Origin of the sequence: Paraconexibacter antarcticus, from assembly GCF_024220175.1 — a bacterium.
GTDB lineage: Bacteria > Actinomycetota > Thermoleophilia > Solirubrobacterales > Solirubrobacteraceae > Paraconexibacter > Paraconexibacter antarcticus.
Genome location: NZ_CP098502.1, coordinates 4,786,199 through 4,811,663, shown reverse-complemented (window position 1 = coordinate 4,811,663; position 25,465 = coordinate 4,786,199). Strand labels below are relative to the sequence as shown.

Sequence of the window (25,465 nt, the reverse complement as noted above, 5' to 3'; positions counted from 1 at the left end):
CAGCGCGAGGTGAGCCGTCCCGGTTTCACGGAGACTTGTTGTTTGGGTTTCCTCTCTCGTCAGTGGGAGAGGGGTGAGCCGGACCGTATCGCGTAGAGGGTCTCGAATTCGACGGGCGGGATGTGACCGATCGCGGAGTGCAGGCGGTCGTGGTTGTACCAGCCGACCCACTCCACAACGGCGAGCTCCAGTTGGGTGCGGGTTTGCCAGACGCGGTCGCGGATCAGCTCGGTCTTGAAGCTGTCCACGAAGCTCTCGGCCATCGCGTTGTCGTACGCGTCACCGGTCGAGCCGAGCGAGCCGAGCACGTCGTTGTCCAGGAGCGCTTGGGTGAAGTCGAAGCTCGTGTATTGCGATCCCCTGTCCGAATGATGGATAAGTTGTAGATCGGCGCCGTGTCGGCGGGTGCCCAAGGCCATCTTCAGCGCGTCGAGCACGAGGTCGGTGCGCATGTGGCCGGCGAGCTGCCAGCCGACGACCCGGCGGGAGTAGACGTCAAGGACGAAGCTGAAGAACCCCACGCCCTCCCACGACTTTAGATACGTGAAGTCGGCGATCCACAGCGCGTCCGGCCGGGTCGCGGTGAACTGGCGGTTGACCAGGTCCGGTCGCCCTGAGCCGGCCGGGTCAGCGACCGTGGTCTTCCACGCTCGGCCGCGGCGCTTGGCCCCGATCAGACCGTCCGCTGCCATGAGCCGCTCAACGCGGCCGCGGCCGACCTGCACGCCCTGACGGCGCAGCGCCTTCCACACGCGCAGCGATCCGTACGCCTCGTAGTTGGCGCGGTACACCGCCCGGATTTGCTCGAGCAACACGGCGTCTTCCTGCGCGCGGGTCGACAACACCCCGGTCGCGCGCTGGTAGAACGCCGAGGGCGAGGTCCCGAGGGTGCGGCAGGTGAGCTCGACAGCGAAGCCGGCCGCCCGCTGCTTTTCGATGAAGGCGCTCACCTCCGCGGGGTCCCGTCGAGCTCCTTGGCGAAAAACACCGAAGCGGCCTTGAGGATCTCGTTCTGCCGCCGCAGTTCCTTGACCTCACGTTCGAGCAGACGCATCCGGTCGCGCTCGACCGTGTTCAGCACGTCGCTGCGCGTTCCGGCGTCGGCCTCGGCGAGCCGCACCCAGTTCCGAAGCGACTCCTTGTGCACGTCCAGGTCGCGGGCGACCTGCGCGATCGGACGCCCGGACTCCAGCACCGTCTTGACGGCCCGCTCACGCAACTCCGGCGGGTACTTCCTTCCACGAGCCATATGACCACGTACTTCCTCTCAACAGACCGAATGCCTGTTTCAGAAGTCCCCGTCGATCCCGGGACGGCTCACTGTTGGTCCCGCTGGTCGCTATATGCGCCGCGCTGTCCGTCGCGCTGTGCGCCTTCAGGATGCTGGGCCCGGTGTGGCGACGCGGCATTGACGTCGCCGCGCCGATCCGGCGCCGCGCAAGGGTTGCCATGAGCCGCCTCGGAGCGAGTTCCCCGACGCCCTCAGTAGAAGCAGCTGGTGACCGGCGCGGTCGGTGACTGGCAGGTCGCCGAGTCGACTTCAAGGAGTTCGTCCGCGCGTTGGGCGCGCGAACTGGACCCGCGCACTCGGTCCCACGGCCACGCGGATGAGCAAGACGTTCGGCCTCGGGTCATCGGGCATCAGGCCCGCCACGGCGCCAGGTCCGTTGAGGCGTATGGCGCTGAGGGATTCCGGTGCTCTGTGTTCTCAGGCGTGGCTTGGGCAGTGCTTGGGCTTGCGACCGGGACGTGAGGGCCGCTGCCAGTTGTGAGCACCGGCCTCACACCAGAGCGTTTGTGTCTGTCCGCCGGCGGTGTGGCGCGCCCTCCGAACGCCGGGGCGACGCGTCGCTACGGGCGCGGCAGCAACCGGATCCGTGCTCCCGACAAACTTGCAAGCTGCGCTGATTCCCGCGCGCAGCGGGCCGGTGACTGACGCGAGAAACGCTAACACCAGCGAATCGTAGCCTCAGGTCGTCGCGTGCCGTCGGATCGGCGTCGGGGCCACTCTGGCTCGTTCGTCGGCAACGTGCCGTCAACGCGAACCTGAGCCGCCTCGCCTACCGGAGTTGCAAGACGGGAGCGGGCCCGCTCGATCAGTTGGCTGGCACGGAACTGCCAACGCCGTCGCGGTTCGCGCTTGATTCCGTGCCACGCAACGCTTGCGTGAATTTGTCGGCGAGGTCGGTGGCTGAGCGGGCGTGGAGGTAGCGTTCGGTGGTGGAGAGGCGGGCGTGGCCCATGGCGGCTTTGACGGAGGCGAGGTCGATGCCGCCGGCGACGAGGAGGCTGCCGTAGGTGTGGCGCAGGTCGTGGAAGCGCAGTTCGCGAAGCTGTGCGGCCTCGCGCGCGCGAGAGACGCGGCGGCGGAGGGCTGAGGCGTCCAGGCGCCGGCCGAGGCGATTGACGAACACGTAGTCCTCGGGGCCGATGAAATCATCGCGTTGTGAGAGGCGATCCAGCGCGCCGGAGGCCTGGTCGGGAAGTGGGACCTCGCGGGCTTTGCGTGACTTGGTGGAGGTGGCGTCGACGTTGGCGCTGACGGCGCGCTGGACGACGATCTTGCGCTTGGCGAAGTCGACGTGTCGCCAGCGCAGTGCGACGAGCTCTCCGCGGCGCAGGCCGGCGTAGGCGGCGACGCGCACGAGTTCTGCGTCTTGGCGGTCTTCGGCCTGTTGGGCGAGTTTCTCCTCGTCGTTGACTGCGGGCGCGTCAGCGTTGCGGTGGCGTCCTTCGTCGAGACTGCGGGCCAAGGCTTCGATCTCTTCGGGTGAGTAGAACTCCAGCCGCGCGGGTTCGGGTTCTTGGCGGCGGTCGGCGGCTTGGGCGGGGTTGCGCGGGAGGCCGTAGGTGGCTTCTTGGCAGCCGTAGCCGTAGATCGCGGAGATCAGTTGGCGGTGCTTGTTGACGGTCCTGGGGGAGACGCCGGCTGCGGCGATCCTGTCCAGGAACCTGTTGACGTCGCGGGTGTGGATCTCATCGGCGGGCTTGTTGCCGAAGGTGCGCATCATGTGCCCGGGGTGTGTGCCCTTGCCGCGTTTGTACGGGGTGCCGGGCTCGGCGAGCAGATAGCCGTGGTCCTGCAGCGTGGACGGCTTGGCGTCGCGGACCCGTTCGAGCCAGTCCAGGTAGGCGCCCGCGAGCACCCGGAAGGTCGGCGCGGTGTTCAGCTCACGCGCGCGAGCCTCCTCGTCGTCGACGAGGTCCTGCTCGACCTCACGGATCAGCTGGTCCTTGGCGACGATCGCGGCCTGCTCGTCGAGGAACCCCGCCTTCACGCGGCCGCGCTTCTTGCGGTACCCGCCTTCGCCGTCGGGCTCAAGCCACGCCTTGCCGAGGCGGCGTTTCATCGTCTTCTGCGACCCGTCGGGCATGCGGTGCCTCCAGCCCGCCTCGTACATGACCGTCCCGCTGGTTGCTACTGCGACCACGAGCCACGACCTCGGGACTTCAGAGTCGGGCCGTTTCGTGGGCATATCTGCGAGGCTAGCACGGGAGTAGCGACCCGTAGCGACGGTGTCGTCAGAGTAGCGGAACGAGTAGCGAACGGGCTATATACCGCTATAAATGAGGCTCAAGTGTCATCCTGGTCGTCCCAGTATGCGCGTTCTGGACGTGCAGCCTTTGCCTGTTACGCCGGAGGTCGCGGGTTCGAGTCCCGTCGCTCCCGCTTTCGTCACCCCGCTCTTGAGCGGGGTGTTTGCGTTCTGGGGCCGATCTCCCAGGGGCGCGCGAAGTCATCCAGGAGTCGCGCTCGCGATCGGCGGCTGGCCGTGAGTCCGCACCATCGGCACCGCGCTGCCGATCCTCGCGGCCGACCCGTGCTTCGCGCGCGTCTCCGTCGGCACCCACTACCCGGCAGACGTCGTTGCCGGCCGGAACGTCCCCGCTGATGCTCGATCGATGAGCGCCCCGGCGCCGACCTCAGCCACGCCTGCGGTCGTGTGTCGATCTACGACTGAACATCTGAGCGATCATGCGGGTATTGTTTGGGGGACATGGGACACGGCCATTCCGACATCACCCGCCTGCTGGACGACCCCGGCCACGCGCGCGCGGTCGCCGAGAACATGCAGGCGCTGGCGACGCCGAGCCGACTGCGCATCATGGCGCGGCTCCACGGCGGCGAGGCGTCGGTCAGCGAACTCGCCGACGCGGTGGGGATGACCGCGTCGGCGGTCTCCCAGCAGCTCCGCGTCCTCCGTCATCTGGGCCTCGTCGTCGGCGAGCGCACCGGCCGGCAGGTGGTCTACACCTTGCACGACGACCACGTCGGCGAGCTGCTGACCCAAGCCGTCGCGCACGTCGAGCACGTCCGCCTCGGGCTGGCCGCACAACACAGGTCAGCGAGAGAGGCCGTCGCATGAGCGCCGCCACGAAGCCGCACAAGCACAGCCATGACCACGGGCACGGGCATGGGGGTCACGGGCACTCCCACGGACTCGTCGACCGCTCCATCACGAGCTCGCGCGACGGTCTGCGGACCGTCGGCGTCAGCCTCGCGGTGCTGCTCGTCACCGCGCTCGCGCAGGGCGCGATCTTCCTGAGCACCGGCAGCGTCGCGCTGCTTGCCGACCTCATCCACAACTTCGGTGACGCGCTGACGGCGATCCCGTTGGGCATCGCGTTCCTGCTGCGCTCCTTCGTCGCCGAGAAGCGCGCCGGCTACTTCGTCGTCGCCACCATCTTCGTCAGCGCGTGTGTCGCCGCAGCCGAGGCGGTCAACCGCCTCATCCACCCGCAGACCCTCGACCACCTCTGGGTCCTGGCCTCTGCCGGCGCGATCGGGTTCATCGGCAACGAGATCGCTGCGCAGGTCCGCCTGCGCGCCGGGCGCCGCCTCAACAGCCCTGCCCTCGTCGCCGACGGCTACCACGCGCGAACCGACGGCTTCGTCTCGCTTGCCGTGGTCGCCGGCGCCGCAGTCGTCGCGCTGGGCTTCACGTCCGGCGACCCGATCATCGGCCTGGTCATCACCATCGTGATCCTGCGCATCACCTGGCAGTCGATCCAGACCATCAAGGCCGACCCCGGACCCCCGGAAGCGGGCGACGGGAACGCGCACCACGACCACGACCATGCCGGGCACGACCACGACCATGCCGGGCACGACCACAACCACCCCGGTGCCGGACACACGCACCACTGACGCATCGCCGCGCGTCAACGCCGTGCGTGTCCTGCGCAGTGGGGCTCACCGCCCGGCCGCAACGTCATGAGCGTCCGGCTGGTGGTCGAGCTCGGCGCCGTCGCACTGGTGCTCTGGGTGCTGTCCTGGGTGGCGATGGCGCTGTTCGCACGACGCCTGCCCCCAGGTGCGCTGCGCGACGCGGCCGAGTTCCTTCCGGCGTGCGTGACCACTGCACGGCGCCTACGCGCACATGCCGACGTCCCGCGGCGCGCGAAGGTCGCGCTGCTGATCGCGATCCTCTGGGTGCTCTCGCCGATCGACCTCCTGCCCGAGTTCCTCCCCGTGATCGGACCGCTCGACGACGTCGTGGCCGTGGTGTTGCTCCTCCGCTACGCGGCTCGCACGACTCCACGAGAGGTGCTGATGAGCGCCTGGCCCGCCGAACCTCGCCTGCTCGAGCGGCTGCTCGGCCCGGCCAGGACACCCTGACGGACCACCGTCCGGCGGAAACAGCACCGCCGGGGGGAGGCCCTGGGTCATGGCGCGGCCGGGGTGAACGTCCCGTGGATGCCATGGGGGATCAGGGCAGGGGCATCGGCGCGGGCGAGTTCGGTCAGGTCAGCGGCGTCGAGGACGAGCAGGAAGGACCGCTCGTGCCCGGCGTCGAGCACGACGCTTAGCAACACCCCGTCGTCTTCCTCGCAGGATCCCGGAGCGGGAAGGAAGATCGGCTCGCCGGGGTAACACCCGGCCTGCTCCCACGTCCGGGCGTCGCCGGTCTCGTTGTCGAGCTTGACGATGTGGTCGGGCGTGTCGTAGTCGCTGTCTGGGCCGGCAGCGATCCCGTAGACGGCCCGGTAGCGACCCAGGTGGCGCCGGTCGTCGATCCGCGGCATCTCGATCGCATGCTCGGCACGCAGCTCGCTCCCGACCCGTCCATTCGGGAGATCCACGGTCACGCGGCGCAGCCGCGGCGGCGGCCGGTCGCTGTGGACCGTGCGCTCGCCGGCGCGCAGCTTGTCGAGGTAGAGCGCGTCGATCACCGCGGGGGTGGAGTGGTCGACGTACTCCATGACGAGCCGGTCGCCGTCCTCCCACGCGCCGACGTGGTGGAAGGCGAACCCGGCGTCGGTCTCGTAGATGCCGACGCGACGGCCGGTCTGACGGTCCCAGACGATGATGCGCGTTCCCTGTTCGGGCCGCCAGCGGAAGTTCTCGATGAACGGCCGCCCGCTGAGCGGGATGTCGATCGGGTTGACGACGAACGGGAACTCGGTGTGCGCGACGTAGCGTGGTGTCATCGCGAACGAGTGGACATAGCCCGGCCGGGTGACGCGCTGGCTGCACAGGCGGCGAACCGATCCGTCGGGGCTCTGCGTGAACACGCGGTAGGCACTGACCGGGCCGTACGAGGACGCAAGGTTCACGAGCGATCCGCTCGCGGGATCGTGGTGCGGGTGGGCGGTCGCCATCGTGCCCGGCGCCGGCGGCCCGTACCCGAGCGTCTCCAGCGTCTCGGGGTCGAACTCGACCGCCATCGGCGCCTCGGTCATCGCGTAATGGCGCTGCCCCAGCCGCTCGATCGACACGAGGGCGTTGTCGGTGACCTGCGGGGCGAAAACCGACATCGCCCGCTTGAAGATCGACCGGCACGGATCGGTCGCGAACTCGCTGAACGAGAGCCGGCCCTCCTCGTGTATCGCCCGCATGGCCCGGGTCTGCAGCAGGCGAGAGGCGTACGTCACGCCGCCACCGGCGATCGCGAAGCGGTGCAGCTGGGCCTGGCCGTCGAACCAGTGGCGCACCACGTCGTCGCCGTACTCGAAGACACCGGGGCCGTTCCGTAGAAGGGTGCCGCGCACCCACTCGAGGACGAATCCCTCCACGGCCAAGACGCACTCGGCGACGTCGCTGCCGCTCGACGCATAACCGTGCTGCGGGCCGGCGATCGGCTTGACGTTCATCGGACAGTCCCCCCGCAATGGCGGATTTGCAACCATTGCGAAGCTACCGTCATAACGGGAGGATTGTCACGTGCCACCGCTCGGACCGGTCTCCCACCTCGTGCTCGGCCTGCTCGAGCAGGCCGGGGAGGCGACCCCGTATGACCTCAAGAAGATGGCCGAGCCGTTGTCGGACCTGTGGTCGCTCCGTCACGATCAGGTCTATCGGGAGCCCGAGCGACTCGCCGCCGCCGGGTTGCTCGCCGAGCGCCGCGAGGAGTCCGGGCGCCGCCGACGCCGCTTCGTGCTGACCGATGCCGGTCGGGCCGCGCTCGCGCGCTGGCGCGAGACACCTACGACGGAGTTCACCCAGCTGCGCGACGAAGCACTGCTGCAACTGCTGTTCGGCGCGCCCACCGCGCTTCTCGCGGACGCGCAGGTCGAGCTCCATGGGGCCAAGCTCGCCGAATACGAGGCCCTCCGCGACACGTTCGGACCCGACTCCCCGCTCGCCCTACGTCAGGTGGTCAACGCCGGCATCGGCCATGAGCGCGAATGGCTGCGGTTCTGGGGATCGGTTCGGGACGGTGGGGACGGCGCCTGACGGGCCCGCGTGTCGGCGCCGGCCGGCCGCCGGTCAGCGCGGCTCCGCGCAGGAGCCGATCGCGACCGCGGTCAAGACGCGCGGAGGCGTCGAGCAACGGCGGCGCGCGCCCGGTCGAAGACGGCCGGGTCCCCTTCGAGCGCGAAGGTGGTGTTGGCGCCGGCGAGGAGGGCCTGGAGCTCGAACGCCAGCTGGGCGGGGTCGTCGTCCTCGAGTTCGCCCAGCGCGTGCGCCTCCTGCGCGAGGCGTTCGAGCGCCGCGAGCCACTCGCGGCGCTGTGCTGCGATGGCATCGCGCACCGGCCCGGGCCAGGACGCCACGTCGACCGCGGCCGCGGAGAAGAAACAGCCACCGGGAAAGACGCGGCGCTCCACATGGGACAGGAACGCCTCGCAGGCGGCGCGAAGCCTCTCGACCCCCCGTGGAGCCCGTAGCGCCGGACGGAGCACCTCCTCGACGAAGATCGCCTGGGCCCTTTCGATCGTCGCGATCTGAAGCTCCTGCTTGGACCCGAAGTGCGCGAAGACGCCGCTCTTGCTCAAGCCGGTGGCCTTGGCGAGCCCGCCCACGGACAGGCCGTCGAGCCCCACCACGGTGGCCAGACGCGCGGCCTCGTCCAGGACGAGTGCGCGAGTGCGCGCTCCCTTACCACCGGTCACCTCGTCCAGGACCATGTCCCACATCCTAATGGCACGAGCGTGCTATTCTCTCGCCCACGGAAAAGAACGACCGTGCTTTTCGGAAAAGGGGGGACCGGTGCAGACGGACTATCTGATCGTGGGCGCCGGGGCGAGCGGCCTCGCGTTCGCCGACGCCCTGACCGCGGGGACCGACGTCGATGTCACGCTCGTAGATCGCCGCCCCGCGGTGGGTGGACACTGGCGCGACGCGTACTCCTTCGTCCGTCTGCACACGCCGTCGGCCTTCTACGGCGTGAGCTCGATGCCTCTCGGTGAGGATCGCCTCGACGAGGAAGGCTTCTACGAACGCGCCAGCGGGCCGGAGCTGCACCGCTACTTCGATGCGGTGGCCGGGCGCCTCGTCGCCTCCGGACGGACACGGATCCTGACCGGCCACGAGCACCTGGGCGCCGAGGCCGGCGCAGAGCTGATCCGTGACGGGCGCGGAGGGCAGCGGCGCATCACCGTGCGCCGGAAGGTCGTCGACGCGCGGTACCTCGAGGCTTCGGTGCCCGCCACGCATGCTCCGCCGTTCGACGTTGCCCCGGGCGCCACCGTGACCGGCATCCACCAGCTGCCCGAGAGCGTCCGGACCGGAGCCCGGTACACCGTGATCGGTGCCGGCAAGACGGCGGTCGATGCCTGCACCTGGCTGCTGAGCGAGAACGTCGGGCCCGACCGCATCCGCTGGATCCGGCCGCGCGATGCGTGGTTCCACGACCGTCGCGACTTTCAGCCGCTCGACCAGGTGGGCGCAACCATGGCCGGGATCGCCCTCGATGCGGAGGCGGCGGCCCAGGCGACCGACCTCCAGGAGATGCTCGAGCGTCTCGAGAGCGGCGGACGCCTGCTGCGCATCGATCCGTCGGCCCCTGCGGACATGTACCGCGCCGCGATGCTCAGCAGCGGCGAGCTCGAAGCGCTGCGCGAGATCGACGACGTCGTCCGGCTGGGACACGTCCGGCGCATCGAGGCCGACCGCATCCGGCTGGAGCGCGGGGAGATCCCGACCGACGCTTCGGTCATCCACGTCGACTGCACGGCACGGGGGCTCAACGATGCCCCGGCACGGCCCGTCTTCCAGCCGGGCCGCATCGTGCTCCAGCAGGTCCGTCACAACTCGCCGAGCTTCAACGCTGCGCTCATCGGCCACGTGGAGTCCCGCGGCGGTGAGGACACCGACAACAACCGGCTCTGTACGTCCAACCCGTACCCGCGCAGCATCCGCGACTGGCCGCGGATGTGTGCCGCCACGTGGCGCGTGGAGCACCGTTGGGCGTCCGACCGTGAGCTCGCCACCTGGGTGGCCGGCACCCGGCTCAACCTTCTCGCCGCGCTCCCGAAGCACGCCCACACGCCGGTGGTCCGCGATGCCGTTCAGCGGTACGTCACCAACGTGGGCGCCGCCATCGGGCGGCTCGACGCCATGCCGCATCCACCAAGCGAAAGGCAGTGAAGATGAACGCGAACAGAGCACTGTGGGAGAAGGGCGACTTCACCCGCGTGGCGGCCACGATGCGCGAGAGCGGCGAGGAGCTCGTGCGTGACCTCGGAGTCGGGCCCGAGACGGATGTGCTCGACGTCGGCTGCGGCGACGGCACGACGGCGATACCGGCCGCGCAGGCCGGTGCGACCGTGCTCGGCGTCGACATCGCCGCGAACCTCGTGGCCGCAGGCAACGCACGGGCGCAGAAGCTCGGGCTGGACCGCTGCCGCTTCGAGCAGGGCGACGCCTGTGAGCTGCAAGGCGCCACGGACGGCCGCTACGACCTCGTGCTCTCCGTCTTCGGCGCGATGTTCGCCCCCCACCCTGACGACGTCGCCCGTGAGCTCGTGCGGGTGACCCGCCCCGGAGGCCGCGTGGTCATGGGCAACTGGATCCCCGGCGACCCCACGCTGGTGGCGCAGCTCCTGCGCATCAGCTCCGCCTACGCGCCGCCGCCGCCCGAGGGTTTCGTCAGCCCGATGGCCTGGGGTCAGCCCGAGACCGTGACCGAGCGGTTCGCGGGTGCTGGGGTCAGCCCGCGGGACGTCAGGTGCGAGGAGGCCACCTTCACCTTCCGCTCCCCCGAACCCCCGTCCGCCGTGCTCGCCCGATTCACGGAGTACTACGCACCGACCATGAACGCGATCGCCGCGGCGGCCGCGGCGGGGCGGGAGGCTGAGCTGCGGGCAGAGCTCGAGGAGTTGTTCGCACAGCAGAACACGAGCGCGGTCGGGACCTCCATTCCGGCCACCTACTTGCGAGTCAGCGTGCAGTGCTGAGGGAGGACGCGGTGATCCCCTGCACTCCATCACCATCACGCGCCTGCGCAACGACAGAGAACCGCCGCCCGCCGCCCTGGCCACAATCCGCCTCGGCCGCGCGGGCGTCCCGGCCACAGCCGCGACCTGGCCGCCGCGGCGACCGGTCGCCGGGCCCTTCCTGGGTGGCGGATCGGTGGCGCTCGGCAACCACGATCCGCCGTCGGGCGCCGGACCCGCACGAACGCCCCGCGGGAAAAAGGGGCGACGTCACGTGGAGACGCCCTGGCGTCCCGGTAGCCTCGTCAGATGACCTCTGAGGACATCGCCGAGCATCGCACGTACGCCCACGCCCACGGCTGCGCCGCCGCGGTGCTCGAGCAGCCCGCCGGCCAGGCCGCCGGCCCGGCGCTCGTGAAGATCGTCGGTCCCGACCCGATCTGCCTGTCGTTCACGACCGAGCACGGCCAGCGGGACGCGATCGTCGAGGCGGAGGACTGGAAGTGGCTCACCGACCTCGCCGCCGAGCCGGGCGGCGCGAAGACGAGCGCCGCCCTGCAGGACCACGCCGACGGCACGGAGAGCACGGTGCCCATCACCGTCGCCCCGCGCGCCGACCGCCCGGAGGAGCAGACGCTGACGATCGGCACGACGGTCCTGCGGCTGCCGGCCGGCGAGTGGAAGCACCTGCTCGCCCACCAGGGCACCTACGCCGACTGAGCGGACCTGGGCCGGGCGCCGGCCTGCGATCCTCACGACATGCGCTCCGCGATGGTCGACGTCCCCACCCCCGACGGCACGGCCGACGCCTACCTGACCCGCCCCGAGACCGGCGATGAGCTGCCGGGGGTGCTCTTCCTCATCGACGCCATCGGCCTCCGCGATCGCACGAAGGCCATGGCCGACCGGGTCGCGAGCTGGGGCTACGTCGTGCTCGCGCCGAACATCCTCTACCGCCACGGCCGGGCGCCCGTCCTCCCGACGCCCGACCTCGCCGACCCCGACGCGCGCGCGGCGTTCATGACGCAGCTCGGCCCGATGCTCGCGGACTTCACGAAGGCGAACATGGAGGCCGACGGCAGGGCCTACCTCGACGCGCTGCAGCAGCACGCGGCGCCCGGCCCGCTGGGGCTCACCGGCTACTGCATCGGCGGGCGGTTCGCCTTCCGGCTCGCGGCCGCCGAGCCCGGCCGGGTCGCGGCGGCGGGCTGCTTCCACGCCGGCGGCGTCGCCACCGGCGAGCCGGACAGCCCCCACCTGAGTGCCGCGGGCATCGCGGCCGAGCTCTACCTCGGCCACGCCGACAACGACCAGAACATGACCCCCGAGCAGATCGCGACGATCGACGCCGCGCTCGACGCGGCGGGCGTCACCCACACGACGCACCGCTTCACCGGCGCGGCCCACGGCTACACGATGTCCGACACCGCCGCCTACGACGAGGACGCCGCCGAGCAGCACTTCGCCGCGCTCGAGGCCCTGCTCGCCCGCACCCCGCCGGCCCGCACCCGGTGACACCGCCGGGGGGCGGCCCGGATCCGGACGCGGGGCGGTAGGTCATCGCGGCGCTGCTCGAACGGCTGCGGCGGTGGTGGCGCGGGCGCCCCGTCGCGACGAGCGTCGGCTTCACCGACCACGCGGTGGACCGCCTGCTCGAGCGCGCCGCGGTGCGCGGTGACCGCCCGGCGGCGCGGCGGGAGCTGCAGCGGCTACACACGCTCGAGGGCCGCGTCCGCCGCCGGCCGCCGTCGTGGGCGCGGTTGAAGCCGGCGCCGGCGTACCTCGTCGTCGGCGACTGGCTCTGCCTGCCGCTCCGCCCGGGTCGCGGGCGCGCGCAGTGGGACGCGACGACCCTCGTGTGCCGGGAGGACGCGCCGTGGGCCACCGCGCTCGCGCGCGGCTGGATCAAGGCGGCCCCGGCGAACCTGCGGGCGTCCGCGAACAGGCCGCGCGGGTTGCGTGGGCGCGCCAGATTCCGTTAGCGTCGGTCGTACCTCAACCACGTCGGACGGGAGCTGATGATGGACGTCATTCGGGCAGACTGGTGGGCGGTGCGATGAGCACGGCCATGCCGCAGGCACCGGTGAAGGTGAGTGAGGTCACAACGGCCTCGGAGGAGATCGCGAGCGCCCTGGGGATGCTCGCCCGGCGATTGCCGCGGTACAGCCAGACGCCGACCGTCGCGGACGTGCAGCGCATCGTCGACAACCCGAGCACGCGGCTCATCATCGCCCGCGACGACGACGAGGAGATCGTCGGGATGATGACCGTCGCGCTCTACAGCCTGCCCACGGGCGTGCGGGCCTGGCTCGAGGACGTCGCCGTCGCCCGCAGCGGCCGCGGCATCGGCCGCGCGCTCACCGAGGAGGCGCTGAGGATCGCGCGCGAAGGTGGGGCCGCCGACGCCGAGCTCATCGTCCAGCCGTCGCAGACCGGCGGTCTGAAGATGGCCTCGCTCATGGGCTTCGGGCCCAACGACGAGGACACGCGCCGCATCCGCCTGTAGCGGCAGACAGACGCGGCCGGGCGGCCCCTGTCGCCGCGTGGCCGCCGTCTCACCGTCGCAGCTGCGCGAGCAGCCGCTGGGTGGAGGCGGCGGGCTCCGTCGGCAGGTCCGCCAGCCGCTCGCGACAGCGGCGGTACAGCGAGATGACGCGGTCGTCGTCGCCCATCGCCGCCGCGATCCGCATCGCCAGGCGCCACGCGCTCTCCCGGTAGGGGTCGTCGCGGAGCACGAGGTCGGTCTGCGCCTGCGCGCGCTCGAGCTCCCCGAGGTCGAAGGCGATCTTCGCGGCGTCGAGGCGGACGTCGGTCGCCGTCCGCTGCAGCTCGTCCCGGCGCTCCTGGATCCACGCCGACGAGGATCCCGGGAAGTACTCGCCGCGCTCGCTCGCGGCGAGCGCGCGCAGGTCCGCCTCGAGGCGCTCGCGGCCGTGGAGGCGCAGGGCCTGCCCGACCGCCTCCTCGAACAGGACCGAGTCGCTCGTCAGCGCGCCGCCGGTCCAGGTGACGTCCGGGCCGTCGGCCGCGAGCAGCGCCTCGGAGGGGAGCGCGTCGCGCAGCCGCTTGAGCGCCTGGCGCAGGTAGGCCCGGGTCTTGTCGTCGGTCTGGCCGCCGAACAGGTCGGCGAGCAGCTGGGCCTTCGACGCGCCGCCGCCGTGCGCCGCGAGGTGCGCTAGCACCTCGAAGCTCCGGCTCAGCCGCGGGTCGACGGGCCGCGGGCCGTGCATGATCGCCGGCGGCCCGAACTCCTGGATGTGCGTGGCCGTCGAGGCCTCGACGCCCGACGAGCGCCGGTCGATCAGCAGCGCCCGCCCGAGCGCGTGCCACGGGGAGTCGGGCTCCGCCTCGGCGTCGAGCCGCCGGGACAGCACGGCGGGGTAGTCGTGCAGCGCCTGCAGGAGCAGGTGGTCGGACTCCTGGATCCGCGCGGCCGCGAGGGCCTGGTCGGCGGCCTCGTCGGCGGCCGCCTCGTCGCCGAGCCGCCACTCCGCCTCGGCGAGGTAGACCGCGGCGGTGGGCATCAGCCGCTGCCGGTCCCACTCGCGCATCGTCGCGACCGCGCGGCGCAGGTGGTAGGCGGCGGTCTCGTCGTCCTCCTCGATCAGGCCGCAGAGTCCCCGCCACAACGCGATCTGGTCGACGACCCGCGAGCGCCGGCTCGCCGTCGGGTCCTCCTCGACGCGGTCGAGCGCGCGGCGGGCGGTGGCGACGTCACCGTCCACCCGGAGGGCGACCATCGCCTCGAGCAGGTCGTGCAGGAGCGCGCAGTAGGGGCTCGAGCGGAGGGCGACCTCGCGGCCGCGCTCGAGCGCGGCGCGCGCCTCGTCGGCGCGGCCGAGGTCGACCATGAGCTCGACGTAGATGCGCGTCATCGCGGGCGACTGGTCGATCGCCGGCCACTCCTCCAGGAGGGCGAGCGCCTCGGCGTAGCGCCCGACCGCGCTGAGCGCGGCGACGCGGCTCGACCGGGCCGCGGCCCAGGGGGCGGGCCGGGCCTGCAGCAGCTTGCCGAAGCGCCCGTGCATGAAGTCGTAGCGGTGGAGCAGGCCGTCGACGGTCTCCCCGCGGTCGGGGGGACGGTCGCGGTAGTGCTCGGGACGGTCGGTGCAGTCGAGCCCGAGCGCGAAGCGCCAGGTGTCCCGTGCGGGGCCCGGGCGGGACGCCTCGACGACCGCGAGGACGTCGTCGAAGCGGCCCACGTGCAGGTAGCACGTGCCGATCGTGCCGGCGAGGCCGGGCTCGAGGACCGGGTCCTCACCGGTCCGGGCACGGAGCATCTGCAGCAGGTGGTCGGCGGTCGCCGCGCCGCGGGCCCACGCCTCGCGCTCGAGCGCGACGGCCAGGCGGGCACGGGTGAGGACCTCCGAGGCCTCGATCGCCGCCGGGCGCAGCGCACGCAGCCAGCGCGCGGCGACCGCGACGTCGCCGCGGCGGAGCACCTCCGGGATGGCGACCTCGGCGGCCGCCGTCGCCGCGTCGAGATCGCGGCCCTCGAGGAACGCGTCCACCGCGTCGGCGGCCTTCCCGTCCTCGAGCAGCAGGTGGCCGTGCGCGACGTGGAGCGCCCGGGCGTCCGGCCCGCCGTGGTCGTCGAGCCGCCGGCGGAGGAACTCGCGGAAGCGCGGGTGGCAGCGCAGCGCGGCCCCGTCGTCGGAAAACCACACGGGGATGTGGTGGGTGCGCAGGCCGGCGATGAGCTCGCGCGCGTCCGCCTGCCCCAGGCGGCCCGCCGTGTCCGCGGTGACCTCGCGCAGCACCGACGTCGCGACGAGGAACCACTGCTGCGCCGGGTCGAGCTGCGCCATGATCTCCGAGGCGAGGTAGCCGCTGAGCGCGTCCGCCTCGCCGCCCGCGCCGTGCGGGTGGTCGGCTGATCGCCAGGCCTCGAAGAGGACGCCGGCGACCCAGCCGCCCGTCGCCTCGACGACGTCCTCTGCGGTGGTGTCGCCGCGGTTCAGCCCCTCGAGCACCTGCGCCGCCTCGGTCACGGTGAACGCGAGGTCGCGCTCGGCGACGTAGCCGATGCCGCCGACCTCACGCGTGCCGCCGAGGTGCAGCGACATGTCGCGCCGTGAGATGAGGACGACACGGACCGCGGGATCCAGCGCCCGCACGAACGCGGACAGGACGACACGAGCCGGCTCGGCGTCGGCGAGCTTCTCGACCTCGTCGAGCACGACGACGACCGGGCGGCCGGCGAGCGCCGCCGCGAGGTATCCGGCCGCCTCGATGTGGGGGACCTTGGCCGCGAGCGCCTGCGTGGCGACCGGCGGCAGCTCCGGCAGGGCCTCGTGCAGCGTCCGCTCGAGCTCGAGGAGCAGCCGGCCCGGGGCCGCGTCGGTGGCGTCGAGGGTGAGCCACGCGGTCGGCGGGCCGAGCGAGGCGACCGCGTCGGCGACGGCGGTCGTCTTCCCCGAGCCGGCGGAGCCGAGCACCCACACGACGCCGAAGCGACCGACGAGATCCGCGATCCGGCGGCGCAGGCGCGGCCGCGCGACGACCCACTCGTTGAGCGTCTGCGTCTGCGATCCGGGCGGCGACGCGACGGAGGACCTGTGCGGGGTGAAGGACATGGACGGGGACGCGGGCCACTCCGATTTCGATCGGATTTCGGCACCCAGCCTACGGTCCCCGACAGTCGCCGTCCAACCGGAGGCACCGGCTTCGAACAGCCGTCGTCTCCGGTCTCGACACCGACTGCACCTGTCCCTCCTCGCAGCCACCGCCCGGTCGCCGCGCGTCATGAAAGAGAACGCAATGTCCAAGAAGATCTGCGGGGCCCTGCTCGGCCTCTGCCTCGTCCTCGTGATCGGAGCGTGCGGCAGCAGCAACGACTCCTCCAGCGGCAGCTCCCAGGCCGCCGCGCCCACCGCCACCACCGGCGGCACGGCCGGCCTCGCGGCCATCAAGGCCCAGGTCGCCAAGGACAAGGCCGGCGCGGTGACCTGGCCGGCACCGACCGAGGCCTTCGATCCCGGATCGAAGAAGGCGATGATCATCGCCTGCGGCTTCCAGGCCCCGGTCTGCGTCGAGGCCGCCAAGGAAGGCGTGAAGGCCGTGAAGGCGATGGGCTGGACGACCCCGGCCCCGCAGGACGGGCAGCTCGCTCCGCAGACGCAGTCGGGTCTCGTCAACAAGGCCACGCAGCAGGGCTACGACGCGATCGTCATGTACGGCATCGACGTCAACAGCATCAAGGCCGCGATCGACCAGGCGACCGCCAAGGGCGTCGCGATCGGGTGCATCGTCTGCAACTCGGGCGCGCTGCGCGGCAAGGTCATCGACGCCACGCCCGACTTCGAGAAGCAGGGCGAGCAGATGGCGCGATACCTCATCGCCAAGAACGACGGCAAGGCGAAGGTCGCCGCCTTCCAGGACAGCGCGTTCCCGCAGACGTCGCTCCGGGTCAGCGGCGTGAAGAATGTCATGTCCTCCGACTGCCCCGCCTGCTCCCTGAGCGTCAAGCAGGAGTCCGTCGCGGAGACCGCGAAGCCGGGCCCGCCCGCCTTCACGGCCCTGCTCTCGGCGACGCCGACCGGCAAGCTCACCGACGTCGTCGCGCTCTACGACGGCATCGGCGTGCCGATGGCGACGACACTGAAGTCGCGTGGCCGCAAGGACATGGTCATCGACGGCTATGACGCTGAGCAGCCGGTCCTCCAAGCGCTGGCCGGCGGGACCCTGCCCTACGGCGCGACGATCGGCTCGCCGGTGAACTACGCCACCTGGGCGGCGGTCGACGAGGTCGGGCGCAAGGTCGCCGGCAAGCCCACCTGGGACGCCACCGCGCTGCCGACCGTCCTCATCACGAAGGACAACGCGAGCAAGTACATCGGCAAGCAGTTCCAGCCCGCCGGTGACTGGCAGAGCACGTTCACGAAGCTCTGGGGCAAGGGCTGAGCGACGCGACACCGGTCGGCCCGGGCGCCAGGCGCCCGGGCCGGCCGAGCCCGTGAGCGCTCCCACGACCATGACCCAGTCCATCGCCCCGGCCCCCCCGCTGAACATCCGCGGGCTGACCAAGACCTTCGGCAGCACCACGGTGCTGCACGGCGTCGACCTCCACATCGGCCCCGGCGAGTTCGTCGGGCTCATGGGGCCGAACGGCGCCGGCAAGTCGACGCTCATCAAGATCCTCGACGGCGTCCACACCGCCTCCGGCGGCACGATCCGCGTCGGTGACGAGACCGTGTCGTCGCTCGGCGGCCGCTCGGACGTCGGGTTCATCCACCAGGACCTCGGCCTCGTCGAGTCGATGTCCGTCCTCGACAACCTGCGTCTCGGCGAGCGGCCGCTGCGGACGTTCGGCCCGCTGCTCGATCACCGCGCCGAGCGCGCGGCGGCGCTCGCCGCCCTCGAGCGGGTCGGCCTCACCTGGGCCGTCGACGAGCTCGTCGCGGCCCTCGCCCCCGGCGAGCAGGCGCTCGTCGCGATCGCCCGGGCCTTCGGCCGCGGCGCCCGCATCCTCTTCGTCGACGAGGCGACGTCGACGCTCCCGGTCGCGGACGCGGCCCGCGTCATCGCCGCGCTGCGCGAGAACGCGGCGCAGGGCGCGACGATCGTCATGGTCACGCACAAGCTCCACGAGATCCTCGACGCGACCCACCGCGTCGTCGTCCTCCTCGACGGCCGCCTGGCCGCCGACCAGGTGACGGCCGGCATGGACCGCGCCGCCCTCGTCGACCTGCTCCTGCAGCACGAGGCGGCGAAGGTCGAGCGCGTGCCGCGCGGCGCGGACACGACCGCAGGCCGCGACGGCGCCGCCCCGGTCCTCGAGATCAGCGGCGCGTTCGCCGGCCGGGCGGGCCCGGTCGACCTCGTCCTCCGTCGCGGCGAGGTCCTGGGCCTCACCGGGCTGCCCGGCTCGGGCCTGCACGACATCGCCTTCCTCGCCCATGGCTCGCTGCGCCCGGCGCGGGGGACCGTGCGCCGCGGCGACGGCGTCCGCGTGGCGATCGTGCCGCCCCACCGCGAGACGCAGGGGGGCTTCGACCACCTCAGCGTCCACGAGAACATCACGCTCTCGTCGCTCGGGAACTGGACGACGAAGCTGCGCCTGCTCGCCCTCGGGCGTGAGAAGCGCGACAGCGCTGAGATGGTCGAGCGCCTGAACGTGCAGCCCCCCGGCATCGACACGCCCTTCGGCGTCCTCTCGGGCGGCAACAAGCAGAAGGTCATCTTCGGGCGCGCGTTGCTCCAGCGCCCCGCGGTCTACGTTCTGTGCGAACCGACCCGCGGGGTCGACGTCGGCACCCGGTCGGAGATCTACCGCCTCATCGAGGAGCTCCGCGACACCGATGCCGCCGTGCTCGTCGTGACGTCGGACTCGGAGGACCTCTTCGCCGTGTGCGACGCGGTCGCCGTGGTGGAGGACGGCCGGCTCTCGGAGAGCCGGCCCATCGAGCACATGCAACCCGCCGATCTGGAGGTGATGGTCTGATGGCCGCCCGAGGAATCCGTACCCCTGCCCCTGCCCCGGCCGGGGCCGCCCAGGCCCCCGCCCCGTCGCGCCCCGCGCGTCCCGCCCCGTCCCTGCGCCGGTTCCTCGCCCGGCCGGAGATCGAGGGGTCGGTCACGTTCGTCGCCTTCGTCCTGCTCTTCGCGGGCTACGGGATCTGGCTTGGCAGCTCGTTCCTGAACATCGACGACCGGCTGCTCGACGTCCACCAGAACGTGCCGATCCTCCTGCTCGGCCTCGCCGTCATGGTGACGCTCGTCGCCGGCGCGTTCGACCTGTCGGTCGCCTCGATGGCGACCCTGACGACGTTCCTCTCGATCGGGCTCGCGAGCAAGGACGGCTGGCCCTTCGGCCTCGTCCTCGTCGTCTGCCTGGCGGTCGGCGTTGCCGGCGGGCTCATCAACGGGTTCCTCGTCGAGCGCCTCGGCGTGAACACGTTCATCGCGACGCTCGGCACGTCCGGGCTCTTCGTCGGCGCGTCGAAGGTGTACTCCTCGGGGACGCAGCTCTCGCCGCTCCCCGGTCACGAGCTCCCGACGTGGTTCACGGACGTCGGCTCGTTCAGCCAGAAGCCCCCGGCCGCGGTCATGTGGGTCGCGGTCGCCCTGGCCGCCGTCGCCGCGTTCGCCGCGCTCGAGCGGCTGAAGCCGGCCGGGCGTGACGCGCGCAGCTGGACGGTGGCCCGCGTCGGCATCGTCGCCGTCGTCCTGCTCGTGCTGACGGTCGCGGCGAACCTGCCGAAGATCGTCGACCGCTGCTCCTATCTCGTCGCGGTGACGATCATCGTCGGGGCCGGGATGTGGATCCTCATGCGCTTCACGACGTACGGCCGCTACCTCCGGGCCGCCGGCGCGAACCGCGGCGCCGCCCGGCTCGCCGGGGTGCACGTGCAGCGCGAGGTCATGAAGGCCTTCGTCCTCGGCGGGGTGCTCGCCGCGCTGGCCGGGGTCCTCCTCGGCGCCTCCCAGGGGTCCGCCGCGCCGGACGTCGCCGCGGGCTTCCTCCTGCCGGCGTTCGCCGCCGCGTTCCTCTCCACCGTTGTCTTCTCGACCGGTCAGTTCACGGTGTGGGGCACGATCATCGGCGGCATCTTCGTCGTGTGGACGAGCCAGGGGCTCATCATCGGCGGCGTCGCGCCGCAGTGGACCGACGTCGTCAACGGCGTGGTCCTCGTCGCCGCCGTCGCGCTGTCCGCCCTCATGAAGCGGCAGAAGGCCTAGCGCCGCCACCCGCGCGGAAAGGACCACCGGGATGCTCTACGCCCGCCTCGGCACCACCGGCCTGATCGTCTCGCGCCTGTCGTTCGGCTCGATGACGTTCACCGACGGCGACACCTCGCTCGCCGGCCTCGCGAAGGTCGGGGCCGGCGCGGCCGACACCCTCGTCGGCCGCGCGCTCGACGCGGGCGTGACGCTCTTCGACACCGCGAACAACTACTCGGGCGGGGAGGCCGAGCGGCTGCTCGGCCGCGCGCTCCGCGGCCGTCGCGACGAGGTGGTGATCGCGAGCAAGGTCGGCTTCCGCACGGGGCCCGGGCTCACGCAGTCGGGGCTCTCGCGCGGCAACGTCCTGCGCTCGGTCGAGAACACCCTCCGGCGCCTGGACACCGACCACCTCGACGTCTACATCGCCCACCGGGAGGACCCGTGGACGCCGCTGGAGGAGACGCTCGCGGTGTTCGACGAGCTCGTCCGCTCCGGGAAGGTGCGGTACCTCGGCTTCTCGAACTGGTCGGCGTGGAAGGTCGCCGCCGCGGTCGAGCACCAGCGCGCGAACAGCCTGGCGCAGTTCACCCACGGGCAGATGTACTACTCGCTGCTCGGACGCGACATCGAGCGCGACGTCATCCCGATGATGGCGCGCTACGGCCTCGGCCTGACGGTCTGGAGCCCGCTCGCGTTCGGCTTCCTGTCGGGGAAGTACACGCGCGCGTCGCTCAGCGACCCCGACAACCGGTACGCCGCGATGGACATGCTCCCGTTCGACAAGGACGCGGGCTTCGCGCTCGTGGAGCGCATGCGCGCGATCGGCGAGGAGCGCGGCGCGAGCGTCGCGCAGGTCGCCGTCGCCTGGCTGCTGTCGCGGCCGGCGGTGACGAGCGTGACGCTCGGCGCGAGCAGGCCCGAGCAGCTCGAGGACACCCTCGGCGCGATCGGTCTCACGCTCGACGCGGAGAGCCTCGCCGAGCTCGACGCGGCGACCGTCCCGGCGCCCGTCTATCCCAACTGGTACGTCGCGGCCCTCGAGGACGCCGACACGGCCGCGGCCGTCGCGCGGCCGGCCGCATGACCCGTCACCGGCGATTTCGGCCCGATTACGGACCCCTCCGTAGCGTCGCCGTCATGGTCACCAACCCCGCAGCCCAGGAGGACCCACGATGATCAAGGCCGAGGACTTCGAGTTCCACGAGCGTGACCCCGAGACCTGGGACTGGACGGAGACGGTCGTGCTCATCTTCGCGGTGCCCGAAGCGAACATCATGGGCAACGCCTACATCCTGGCCCGCCCGAACCTCGGCGTCGTCTCCTCGTCGGTCATCGTCTTCCAGGGCTGGTGCGAGCACCCGTTCGAGATCGACTTCCTCGACTCGCGCATGCACCTGCCGTGCCCGGAGTCGTTCCTCGACCAGGAGCTCGCCAACGGCCTGCGCTTCCGCGCCATCGACTCCCCGCGCGAGTTCCAGGTCACCTACGAGGACACCCACGGCGCCTGCAGCTTCGACCTCAACTTCCGTGCGCTCCACGAGCCCTACGACACCCACGACCCGGCGCACAACCCGCTCATCGCCGCCGGCGAGACCGACACGGGTCTCGGGGACGCCTGGGCCAACGGGCACCTCGACGCGATCGGGCACATCACCGGCGAGCTCGAGCTGCGCGGCGAGCGCTACTCCGTGGACTGCTACGACGCGATCGAGCGGTCCTGGGGCCCGCGCGAGGAGTACGGCGGCAAGGCCGTCTCGTGGGTGCACATCCCCTTCGGGGAGCGCTTCGGCGCGCACGTCGCCGTCACGATGAAGATGGAGGACGGCGTCATCGTCTACGACGAGCTGCGCTTCGGCTACGTCCACGAGAACGGCGAGATGTTCGGCGTCACCGAGTGCCGGATGGAGGCCGAGCGCGTGGACATGATCCCGGTCAGCACGCGCATCTGGCTGAAGGACACCCGCGGGAAGGAATACGAGTTCTTCGGGACGGCCGCGGCCGGCTCGCCGTGGTACCAGTTCATCCCCGCCTACGTCTGCTACCACACGCTGATGCGCTACCAGCACCCCGAGTACGGGGTGGCGCATGCCGAGATGGGGGACATCTTCGGGATGGACTGGCTCGGCGATCGCTACTCGCGTCACGCCCGGCTCGGCGCCGGCGCGAAGGAGGCGCAGTGAACGTCGCGCCGGAGCGCCGGATGCCGACGGTCCTGCCCGCCCCGAGCCACCGCCCCTCGTCCTCACCATCCCCGACCGCCGGCACGCCGGCCTGGAGCCACTGAACCATGTCCACCACGTCCACCCATTCGATGGAGCGCACGATCGAGGCGACCCTCGAGCGCAAGATGGAGCGCCGCGGCGTCGTCGTCCACGAGGCGCCCGTCCTGTCCGTCGTCGACGAGCGCCTGCGCCACTTCCTCGCGTCGCGCATCGACGGCGACTTCACGATCTCGAACCTCGACCGCCTCCCGGGCGGGGCCTCCAAGGAGCAGTTCGTCTTCGAGCTCGCCTGGACCCAGGACGGCGTCGCCCGCCAGGACAAGATGGTCCTGCGGATGGACCCGCCGGCGTCGATGGTCGAGTCCCCGCGCTCGCGCGAGTTCGAGATGCTCCGCGCCCTCGACGGGACCCTCCCGGTGCCGAAGGTCTTCTGGGTCACCGAGGATCCGGCCGACCTCGGCGCGCCCGCGATGGTGTGCGGCTGGCTCACCGGCGTCGCGAGCCCGGCGGACGCGGCGAAGACCGCCTCGGGCCTCGGCACGACGTACGGCCCGCGCCTGCGCCCGCTGCTCGCCGAGCAGTTCGTCCGGTACCTCGCGGAACTGCACCGCTTCGACTGGAGCGGGAAGGACCTGCCGTCCTTCGACCGGCCGGAGGCCGGTACGACGCAGGCGGTCGACTGGCGCCTCGCGGCGTGGGACCGCGCGTGGGAGCAGGACGCCTTCGAGGCGCACCCGACGATGATGCTCACGCGCCAGTGGCTCTGGGAGCACCGGCCGGTCGTCGACCACGTCTCGGTCATCCACGGCGACTACCGCAACGGCAACTTCCTCTTCGACGAGGACAGCGGCCAGATCACCGCGCTGCTCGACTGGGAGATCACCTACCTCGGTGACCGCCACCACGACCTCGCGTACGTCATGACCGAGGGCTGGGGCCAGCGCGACGAGAACACGGGCGAGTTCTACTGCTGCGCGCTCGTCACGAAGGAGGACCTCATCGCGCAGTACGAGGAGATCTCCGGGCTCACCGTCGACCGTGAGCGGCTGCACTACTACGCGGTCATGAACCTGTACTGGGCGGCGGTCGCGCTCATCGCCACCGGCCCCCGCAACGCCGCCGAGCGCATGACGCACCTCGACGTCATGCAGAACTTCCTCTCGGGCCTCGGCGCCCTCTTCCTCGACCAGCTCAACGCCCTCGTGGGCACGGAGGACTGATCCATGGTTCCCACCGTCAGCCAGCAGCTCGCCGCCATTCGCCACACGATCGCGAAGACGATCATGCCGGCGCTCGACCCGTCCGCCGACTTCGCGCAGGAGCAGGCGGGGCTCGTCCTCGCCTCGCTCGACTGGGCGATGGACGTCGTGGAGTCCGAGCACCGCTACGAGCTCGTCGAGCACGCGGAGTACCGCACGCTCCTCGAGGCGCTGATCGCCCTCGAGCCGGGCGCCGGGGAGGACGAGGCCCGTCGCGCGATCGACGCGGCCGCCGCGCCGCCGGCGGACCTCGCGGCGCTGCGCGCGGCGACCGTCGAGCTCAAGGCGCTCGCGCAGGAGGCGTTCTTCGCGCTCACCGCGACGCCGGACGCGCCCGGCGCGCTCGAGGCCCGCCGGCTCGTCACCGCGGTCGCTCGCAGCCAGTCCAAGCGCGAGTCGGCGTGGGCGCGGATGACGGGCTTCCCGGCGAACGTCGACGGCAGCGTCGGCGAGGTCCTCGCCGCCCAGGCCGCCGCGTAGGTCGCCGCCGTGCCCGACCTGTTCAGCCCGCTCGCGCTCAAGGACGTCACGCTGCGCAACCGCATCGCGATGTCCCCGATGACGATGTACCAGTCGGTCGACGGCAAGCTCGACGACTACCACGTCATGTACCTCGGGGCGCGGGCGGCGGGCGGGTTCGGGCTCGTCTTCGCGGAGCAGCTCGCGGTCACGCCCGACGGCCGGACCGGCACGACATGCGGCGGGATCTACGACGACGACCAGCTCGAGGGGCTGCGGCGCGTGACCGGCATCGTGAAGCGCATGGGCGCGGTGCCGGCGGTCCAGCTCGGGCACACGGGCCGCAAGGGCAGCCGGGTGCGGCCGTGGGAGGGCGGGACGATGCTGGCCCCCGACGAGCCCGGCGGCTGGGAGACGCGCGCGCCGTCGCCCATCCCCTACGGCGGCAAGCGGAACATCGTGCCGCGCGCGCTCACCCGCGAGGAGATCAAGGACCTGCACCGCGACTACGCGGCCGCGGCGGTGCGCGCGCTCGACGCGGGCTTCGAGTGGCTCGAGATCCACTTCGCGCACGGGTACCTCGGCGCGAGCTTCTTCTCGCCGCTGTCGAACCGGCGGACCGACGAGTACGGCGGCTCGCTCGAGAACCGCGCGCGCTTCCTCCTCGAGACGCTCGACGCCGTCCGCGCGGTGTGGCCCGAGCGCCTGCCGCTGACGATGCGCCTCGGCTCCGAGGACTTCCACCCGGACGGCGTCCAGTTCGAGGACGCCGTCACGACGATCGGCTGGATGAAGGAGCACGGCCTCGACCTCGCCGACGTGAGCATCGGCTCGAACACCGACGACATGGTCGACCCGCCGTTCAACGAGCCGGGCTTCATGGTCGAGCGCGCGGCCCGGGTGCGCTCGGAGGTCGGCATCCCCGTCGGCGCGAGCTGGAACCTCGGGGTGCCCGCGGTCGCCGACGCGGCGATCCGCGACGAGCAGCTCGACCTCGTCTACCTCGGCCGGCCGGCGCTCGCGAACCCGCACTGGCCCGTGTGGGCCGCGCGCGAGCTCGGGCGCGAGGATCCCTTCGGCCTCGTCCCGGAGGACTGGGCGTGGTGGCTGCGCAACTTCCGCGGCGACGCGGCGAGCATCGGCTGGCCGGCCCCGGTCCCCCTGGGCTGAGGGCGCCGCCACCCGGCGAGGAGGAGCTCGAGGCCCCCGCGCCGATGGCGGCCCTGGCAATCGGGGCTTGCCCCACATATCAATATC

24 protein-coding genes are annotated in these 25,465 nt (G+C 71.8%); 18 read left to right on the top strand and 6 right to left on the bottom strand.

Annotated elements, in window-relative coordinates; genetic code table 11:
* Positions 1-59: 59 nt before the first annotated feature.
* From NBH00_RS23560 to NBH00_RS23550, 3 genes are all read right to left on the bottom strand, one after another.
* The gene (locus tag NBH00_RS23560; protein WP_254569052.1) at positions 60-950 is read right to left on the bottom strand and encodes an IS3 family transposase; all 891 of its coding nucleotides are present in this window, start codon (positions 948-950) and stop codon (positions 60-62) included.
* Complete coding sequence (locus NBH00_RS23555; RefSeq protein ID WP_254569053.1) at positions 947-1,249, bottom strand: transposase; 303 nt, start codon at positions 1,247-1,249, stop codon at positions 947-949. The genes NBH00_RS23560 and NBH00_RS23555 overlap by 4 nt, the downstream gene beginning before the upstream one ends.
* 847 nt (positions 1,250-2,096) lie before the next feature.
* Complete coding sequence (locus NBH00_RS23550) at positions 2,097-3,374, bottom strand: tyrosine-type recombinase/integrase (protein WP_254571013.1); 1,278 nt, start codon at positions 3,372-3,374, stop codon at positions 2,097-2,099.
* Positions 3,375-3,998: 624 nt separating this feature from the next.
* On the opposite strand from NBH00_RS23550, the gene NBH00_RS23545 reads away from it, so the two are divergent.
* The 3 genes from NBH00_RS23545 (at position 3,999) to NBH00_RS23535 (ending at position 5,620) form a co-directional block, all read left to right on the top strand.
* A complete protein-coding gene (locus NBH00_RS23545; RefSeq protein WP_254571012.1) occupies positions 3,999-4,367 on the top strand; it encodes an ArsR/SmtB family transcription factor in 369 nt (122 codons plus the stop codon).
* The gene (locus NBH00_RS23540; RefSeq protein ID WP_254571011.1) at positions 4,364-5,149 is read left to right on the top strand and encodes a cation diffusion facilitator family transporter; all 786 of its coding nucleotides are present in this window, start codon (positions 4,364-4,366) and stop codon (positions 5,147-5,149) included. Before NBH00_RS23545 ends, NBH00_RS23540 begins: the two co-directional genes overlap by 4 nt.
* A 135-nt stretch (positions 5,150-5,284) precedes the next feature.
* A complete protein-coding gene (locus tag NBH00_RS23535; RefSeq protein WP_437126632.1) occupies positions 5,285-5,620 on the top strand; it encodes a YkvA family protein in 336 nt (111 codons plus the stop codon).
* A gap of 47 nt (positions 5,621-5,667) precedes the next feature.
* On the opposite strand, the gene NBH00_RS23530 is transcribed toward NBH00_RS23535, so the two are convergent.
* Positions 5,668-7,095: a carotenoid oxygenase family protein gene (locus NBH00_RS23530; protein ID WP_254571009.1), complete on the bottom strand. Its 1,428-nt coding sequence runs from the start codon at positions 7,093-7,095 to the stop codon at positions 5,668-5,670.
* A gap of 100 nt (positions 7,096-7,195) precedes the next feature.
* On the opposite strand from NBH00_RS23530, the gene NBH00_RS23525 reads away from it, so the two are divergent.
* Positions 7,196-7,678, top strand: a complete 483-nt coding sequence (locus tag NBH00_RS23525; RefSeq protein ID WP_254571008.1) for a helix-turn-helix transcriptional regulator — start codon at positions 7,196-7,198, stop codon at positions 7,676-7,678.
* A 71-nt stretch (positions 7,679-7,749) separates the two neighbouring features.
* Here the strand turns inward: NBH00_RS23525 and NBH00_RS23520 are convergent, their stop codons facing one another.
* A complete protein-coding gene (locus NBH00_RS23520) occupies positions 7,750-8,352 on the bottom strand; it encodes a TetR/AcrR family transcriptional regulator (protein ID WP_254571007.1) in 603 nt (200 codons plus the stop codon).
* Between the two features lie 13 nt (positions 8,353-8,365).
* On the opposite strand from NBH00_RS23520, the gene NBH00_RS23515 reads away from it, so the two are divergent.
* The 6 genes from NBH00_RS23515 (at position 8,366) to NBH00_RS23490 (ending at position 13,108) form a co-directional block, all read left to right on the top strand.
* The gene (locus tag NBH00_RS23515) at positions 8,366-9,814 is read left to right on the top strand and encodes an NAD(P)-binding protein (protein ID WP_254571006.1); all 1,449 of its coding nucleotides are present in this window, start codon (positions 8,366-8,368) and stop codon (positions 9,812-9,814) included.
* Positions 9,815-9,816: 2 nt separating this feature from the next.
* Entirely contained in the window at positions 9,817-10,623 is an 807-nt protein-coding gene (locus NBH00_RS23510; protein WP_254571005.1) for a class I SAM-dependent methyltransferase, read from the top strand.
* Positions 10,624-10,911: 288 nt separating this feature from the next.
* A complete protein-coding gene (locus tag NBH00_RS23505; RefSeq protein WP_254571004.1) occupies positions 10,912-11,322 on the top strand; it encodes a hypothetical protein in 411 nt (136 codons plus the stop codon).
* Positions 11,323-11,361: 39 nt separating this feature from the next.
* Positions 11,362-12,117, top strand: coding sequence for a dienelactone hydrolase family protein (locus NBH00_RS23500; RefSeq protein ID WP_254571003.1), 756 nt, complete (start codon positions 11,362-11,364; stop codon positions 12,115-12,117).
* A gap of 125 nt (positions 12,118-12,242) precedes the next feature.
* Entirely contained in the window at positions 12,243-12,584 is a 342-nt protein-coding gene (locus NBH00_RS23495; RefSeq protein ID WP_254571002.1) for a hypothetical protein, read from the top strand.
* A 74-nt stretch (positions 12,585-12,658) separates the two neighbouring features.
* A complete protein-coding gene (locus NBH00_RS23490; RefSeq protein ID WP_254571001.1) occupies positions 12,659-13,108 on the top strand; it encodes a GNAT family N-acetyltransferase in 450 nt (149 codons plus the stop codon).
* A gap of 49 nt (positions 13,109-13,157) precedes the next feature.
* Here the strand turns inward: NBH00_RS23490 and NBH00_RS23485 are convergent, their stop codons facing one another.
* Positions 13,158-16,178, bottom strand: coding sequence for an AfsR/SARP family transcriptional regulator (locus tag NBH00_RS23485; RefSeq protein ID WP_254571000.1), 3,021 nt, complete (start codon positions 16,176-16,178; stop codon positions 13,158-13,160).
* Positions 16,179-16,362: 184 nt separating this feature from the next.
* Between NBH00_RS23485 and NBH00_RS23480 the strand changes: the two genes are divergently transcribed.
* The 8 genes from NBH00_RS23480 to NBH00_RS23445 all read left to right on the top strand — a co-directional run bounded on the left by NBH00_RS23480 (position 16,363) and on the right by NBH00_RS23445 (position 25,378).
* The gene (locus NBH00_RS23480) at positions 16,363-17,505 is read left to right on the top strand and encodes a sugar ABC transporter substrate-binding protein (RefSeq protein WP_254570999.1); all 1,143 of its coding nucleotides are present in this window, start codon (positions 16,363-16,365) and stop codon (positions 17,503-17,505) included.
* Positions 17,506-17,575: 70 nt separating this feature from the next.
* The gene (locus tag NBH00_RS23475; protein ID WP_254570998.1) at positions 17,576-19,045 is read left to right on the top strand and encodes an ATP-binding cassette domain-containing protein; all 1,470 of its coding nucleotides are present in this window, start codon (positions 17,576-17,578) and stop codon (positions 19,043-19,045) included.
* Positions 19,045-20,283, top strand: coding sequence for an ABC transporter permease (locus tag NBH00_RS23470; protein WP_254570997.1), 1,239 nt, complete (start codon positions 19,045-19,047; stop codon positions 20,281-20,283). The genes NBH00_RS23475 and NBH00_RS23470 overlap by 1 nt, the downstream gene beginning before the upstream one ends.
* 31 nt (positions 20,284-20,314) lie before the next feature.
* Entirely contained in the window at positions 20,315-21,352 is a 1,038-nt protein-coding gene (locus NBH00_RS23465; RefSeq protein WP_254570996.1) for an aldo/keto reductase, read from the top strand.
* 88 nt (positions 21,353-21,440) lie between these two features.
* Positions 21,441-22,448: a DUF7064 domain-containing protein gene (locus NBH00_RS23460; protein ID WP_254570995.1), complete on the top strand. Its 1,008-nt coding sequence runs from the start codon at positions 21,441-21,443 to the stop codon at positions 22,446-22,448.
* Positions 22,449-22,555: 107 nt separating this feature from the next.
* Entirely contained in the window at positions 22,556-23,710 is a 1,155-nt protein-coding gene (locus NBH00_RS23455) for a phosphotransferase family protein (protein ID WP_254570994.1), read from the top strand.
* A 3-nt stretch (positions 23,711-23,713) separates the two neighbouring features.
* Positions 23,714-24,229, top strand: coding sequence for a hypothetical protein (locus NBH00_RS23450; RefSeq protein ID WP_254570993.1), 516 nt, complete (start codon positions 23,714-23,716; stop codon positions 24,227-24,229).
* 9 nt (positions 24,230-24,238) lie between these two features.
* The gene (locus tag NBH00_RS23445) at positions 24,239-25,378 is read left to right on the top strand and encodes an NADH:flavin oxidoreductase/NADH oxidase (RefSeq protein WP_254570992.1); all 1,140 of its coding nucleotides are present in this window, start codon (positions 24,239-24,241) and stop codon (positions 25,376-25,378) included.
* Positions 25,379-25,465 lie beyond the last annotated feature (87 nt).

Coding starts and splice junctions, on each gene's coding strand:
- NBH00_RS23555 (WP_254569053.1), bottom strand. CDS start 1,249: ATGGCTCGTGGAAGGAAGTACCCGCCGGAGTTGCGTGAGCGGGCCGTC.
- NBH00_RS23550 (WP_254571013.1), bottom strand. CDS start 3,374: ATGCCCGACGGGTCGCAGAAGACGATGAAACGCCGCCTCGGCAAGGCG.
- NBH00_RS23545 (WP_254571012.1), top strand. CDS start 3,999: ATGGGACACGGCCATTCCGACATCACCCGCCTGCTGGACGACCCCGGC.
- NBH00_RS23540 (WP_254571011.1), top strand. CDS start 4,364: ATGAGCGCCGCCACGAAGCCGCACAAGCACAGCCATGACCACGGGCAC.
- NBH00_RS23535 (WP_437126632.1), top strand. CDS start 5,285: ATGGCGCTGTTCGCACGACGCCTGCCCCCAGGTGCGCTGCGCGACGCG.
- NBH00_RS23530 (WP_254571009.1), bottom strand. CDS start 7,095: ATGAACGTCAAGCCGATCGCCGGCCCGCAGCACGGTTATGCGTCGAGC.
- NBH00_RS23520 (WP_254571007.1), bottom strand. CDS start 8,352: ATGGTCCTGGACGAGGTGACCGGTGGTAAGGGAGCGCGCACTCGCGCA.
- NBH00_RS23515 (WP_254571006.1), top strand. CDS start 8,366: ATGGCACGAGCGTGCTATTCTCTCGCCCACGGAAAAGAACGACCGTGC.
- NBH00_RS23510 (WP_254571005.1), top strand. CDS start 9,817: ATGAACGCGAACAGAGCACTGTGGGAGAAGGGCGACTTCACCCGCGTG.
- NBH00_RS23505 (WP_254571004.1), top strand. CDS start 10,912: ATGACCTCTGAGGACATCGCCGAGCATCGCACGTACGCCCACGCCCAC.
- NBH00_RS23500 (WP_254571003.1), top strand. CDS start 11,362: ATGCGCTCCGCGATGGTCGACGTCCCCACCCCCGACGGCACGGCCGAC.
- NBH00_RS23490 (WP_254571001.1), top strand. CDS start 12,659: ATGAGCACGGCCATGCCGCAGGCACCGGTGAAGGTGAGTGAGGTCACA.
- NBH00_RS23485 (WP_254571000.1), bottom strand. CDS start 16,178: ATGTCCTTCACCCCGCACAGGTCCTCCGTCGCGTCGCCGCCCGGATCG.
- NBH00_RS23480 (WP_254570999.1), top strand. CDS start 16,363: ATGTCCAAGAAGATCTGCGGGGCCCTGCTCGGCCTCTGCCTCGTCCTC.
- NBH00_RS23475 (WP_254570998.1), top strand. CDS start 17,576: ATGACCCAGTCCATCGCCCCGGCCCCCCCGCTGAACATCCGCGGGCTG.
- NBH00_RS23470 (WP_254570997.1), top strand. CDS start 19,045: ATGGCCGCCCGAGGAATCCGTACCCCTGCCCCTGCCCCGGCCGGGGCC.
- NBH00_RS23465 (WP_254570996.1), top strand. CDS start 20,315: ATGCTCTACGCCCGCCTCGGCACCACCGGCCTGATCGTCTCGCGCCTG.
- NBH00_RS23460 (WP_254570995.1), top strand. CDS start 21,441: ATGATCAAGGCCGAGGACTTCGAGTTCCACGAGCGTGACCCCGAGACC.
- NBH00_RS23455 (WP_254570994.1), top strand. CDS start 22,556: ATGTCCACCACGTCCACCCATTCGATGGAGCGCACGATCGAGGCGACC.
- NBH00_RS23450 (WP_254570993.1), top strand. CDS start 23,714: ATGGTTCCCACCGTCAGCCAGCAGCTCGCCGCCATTCGCCACACGATC.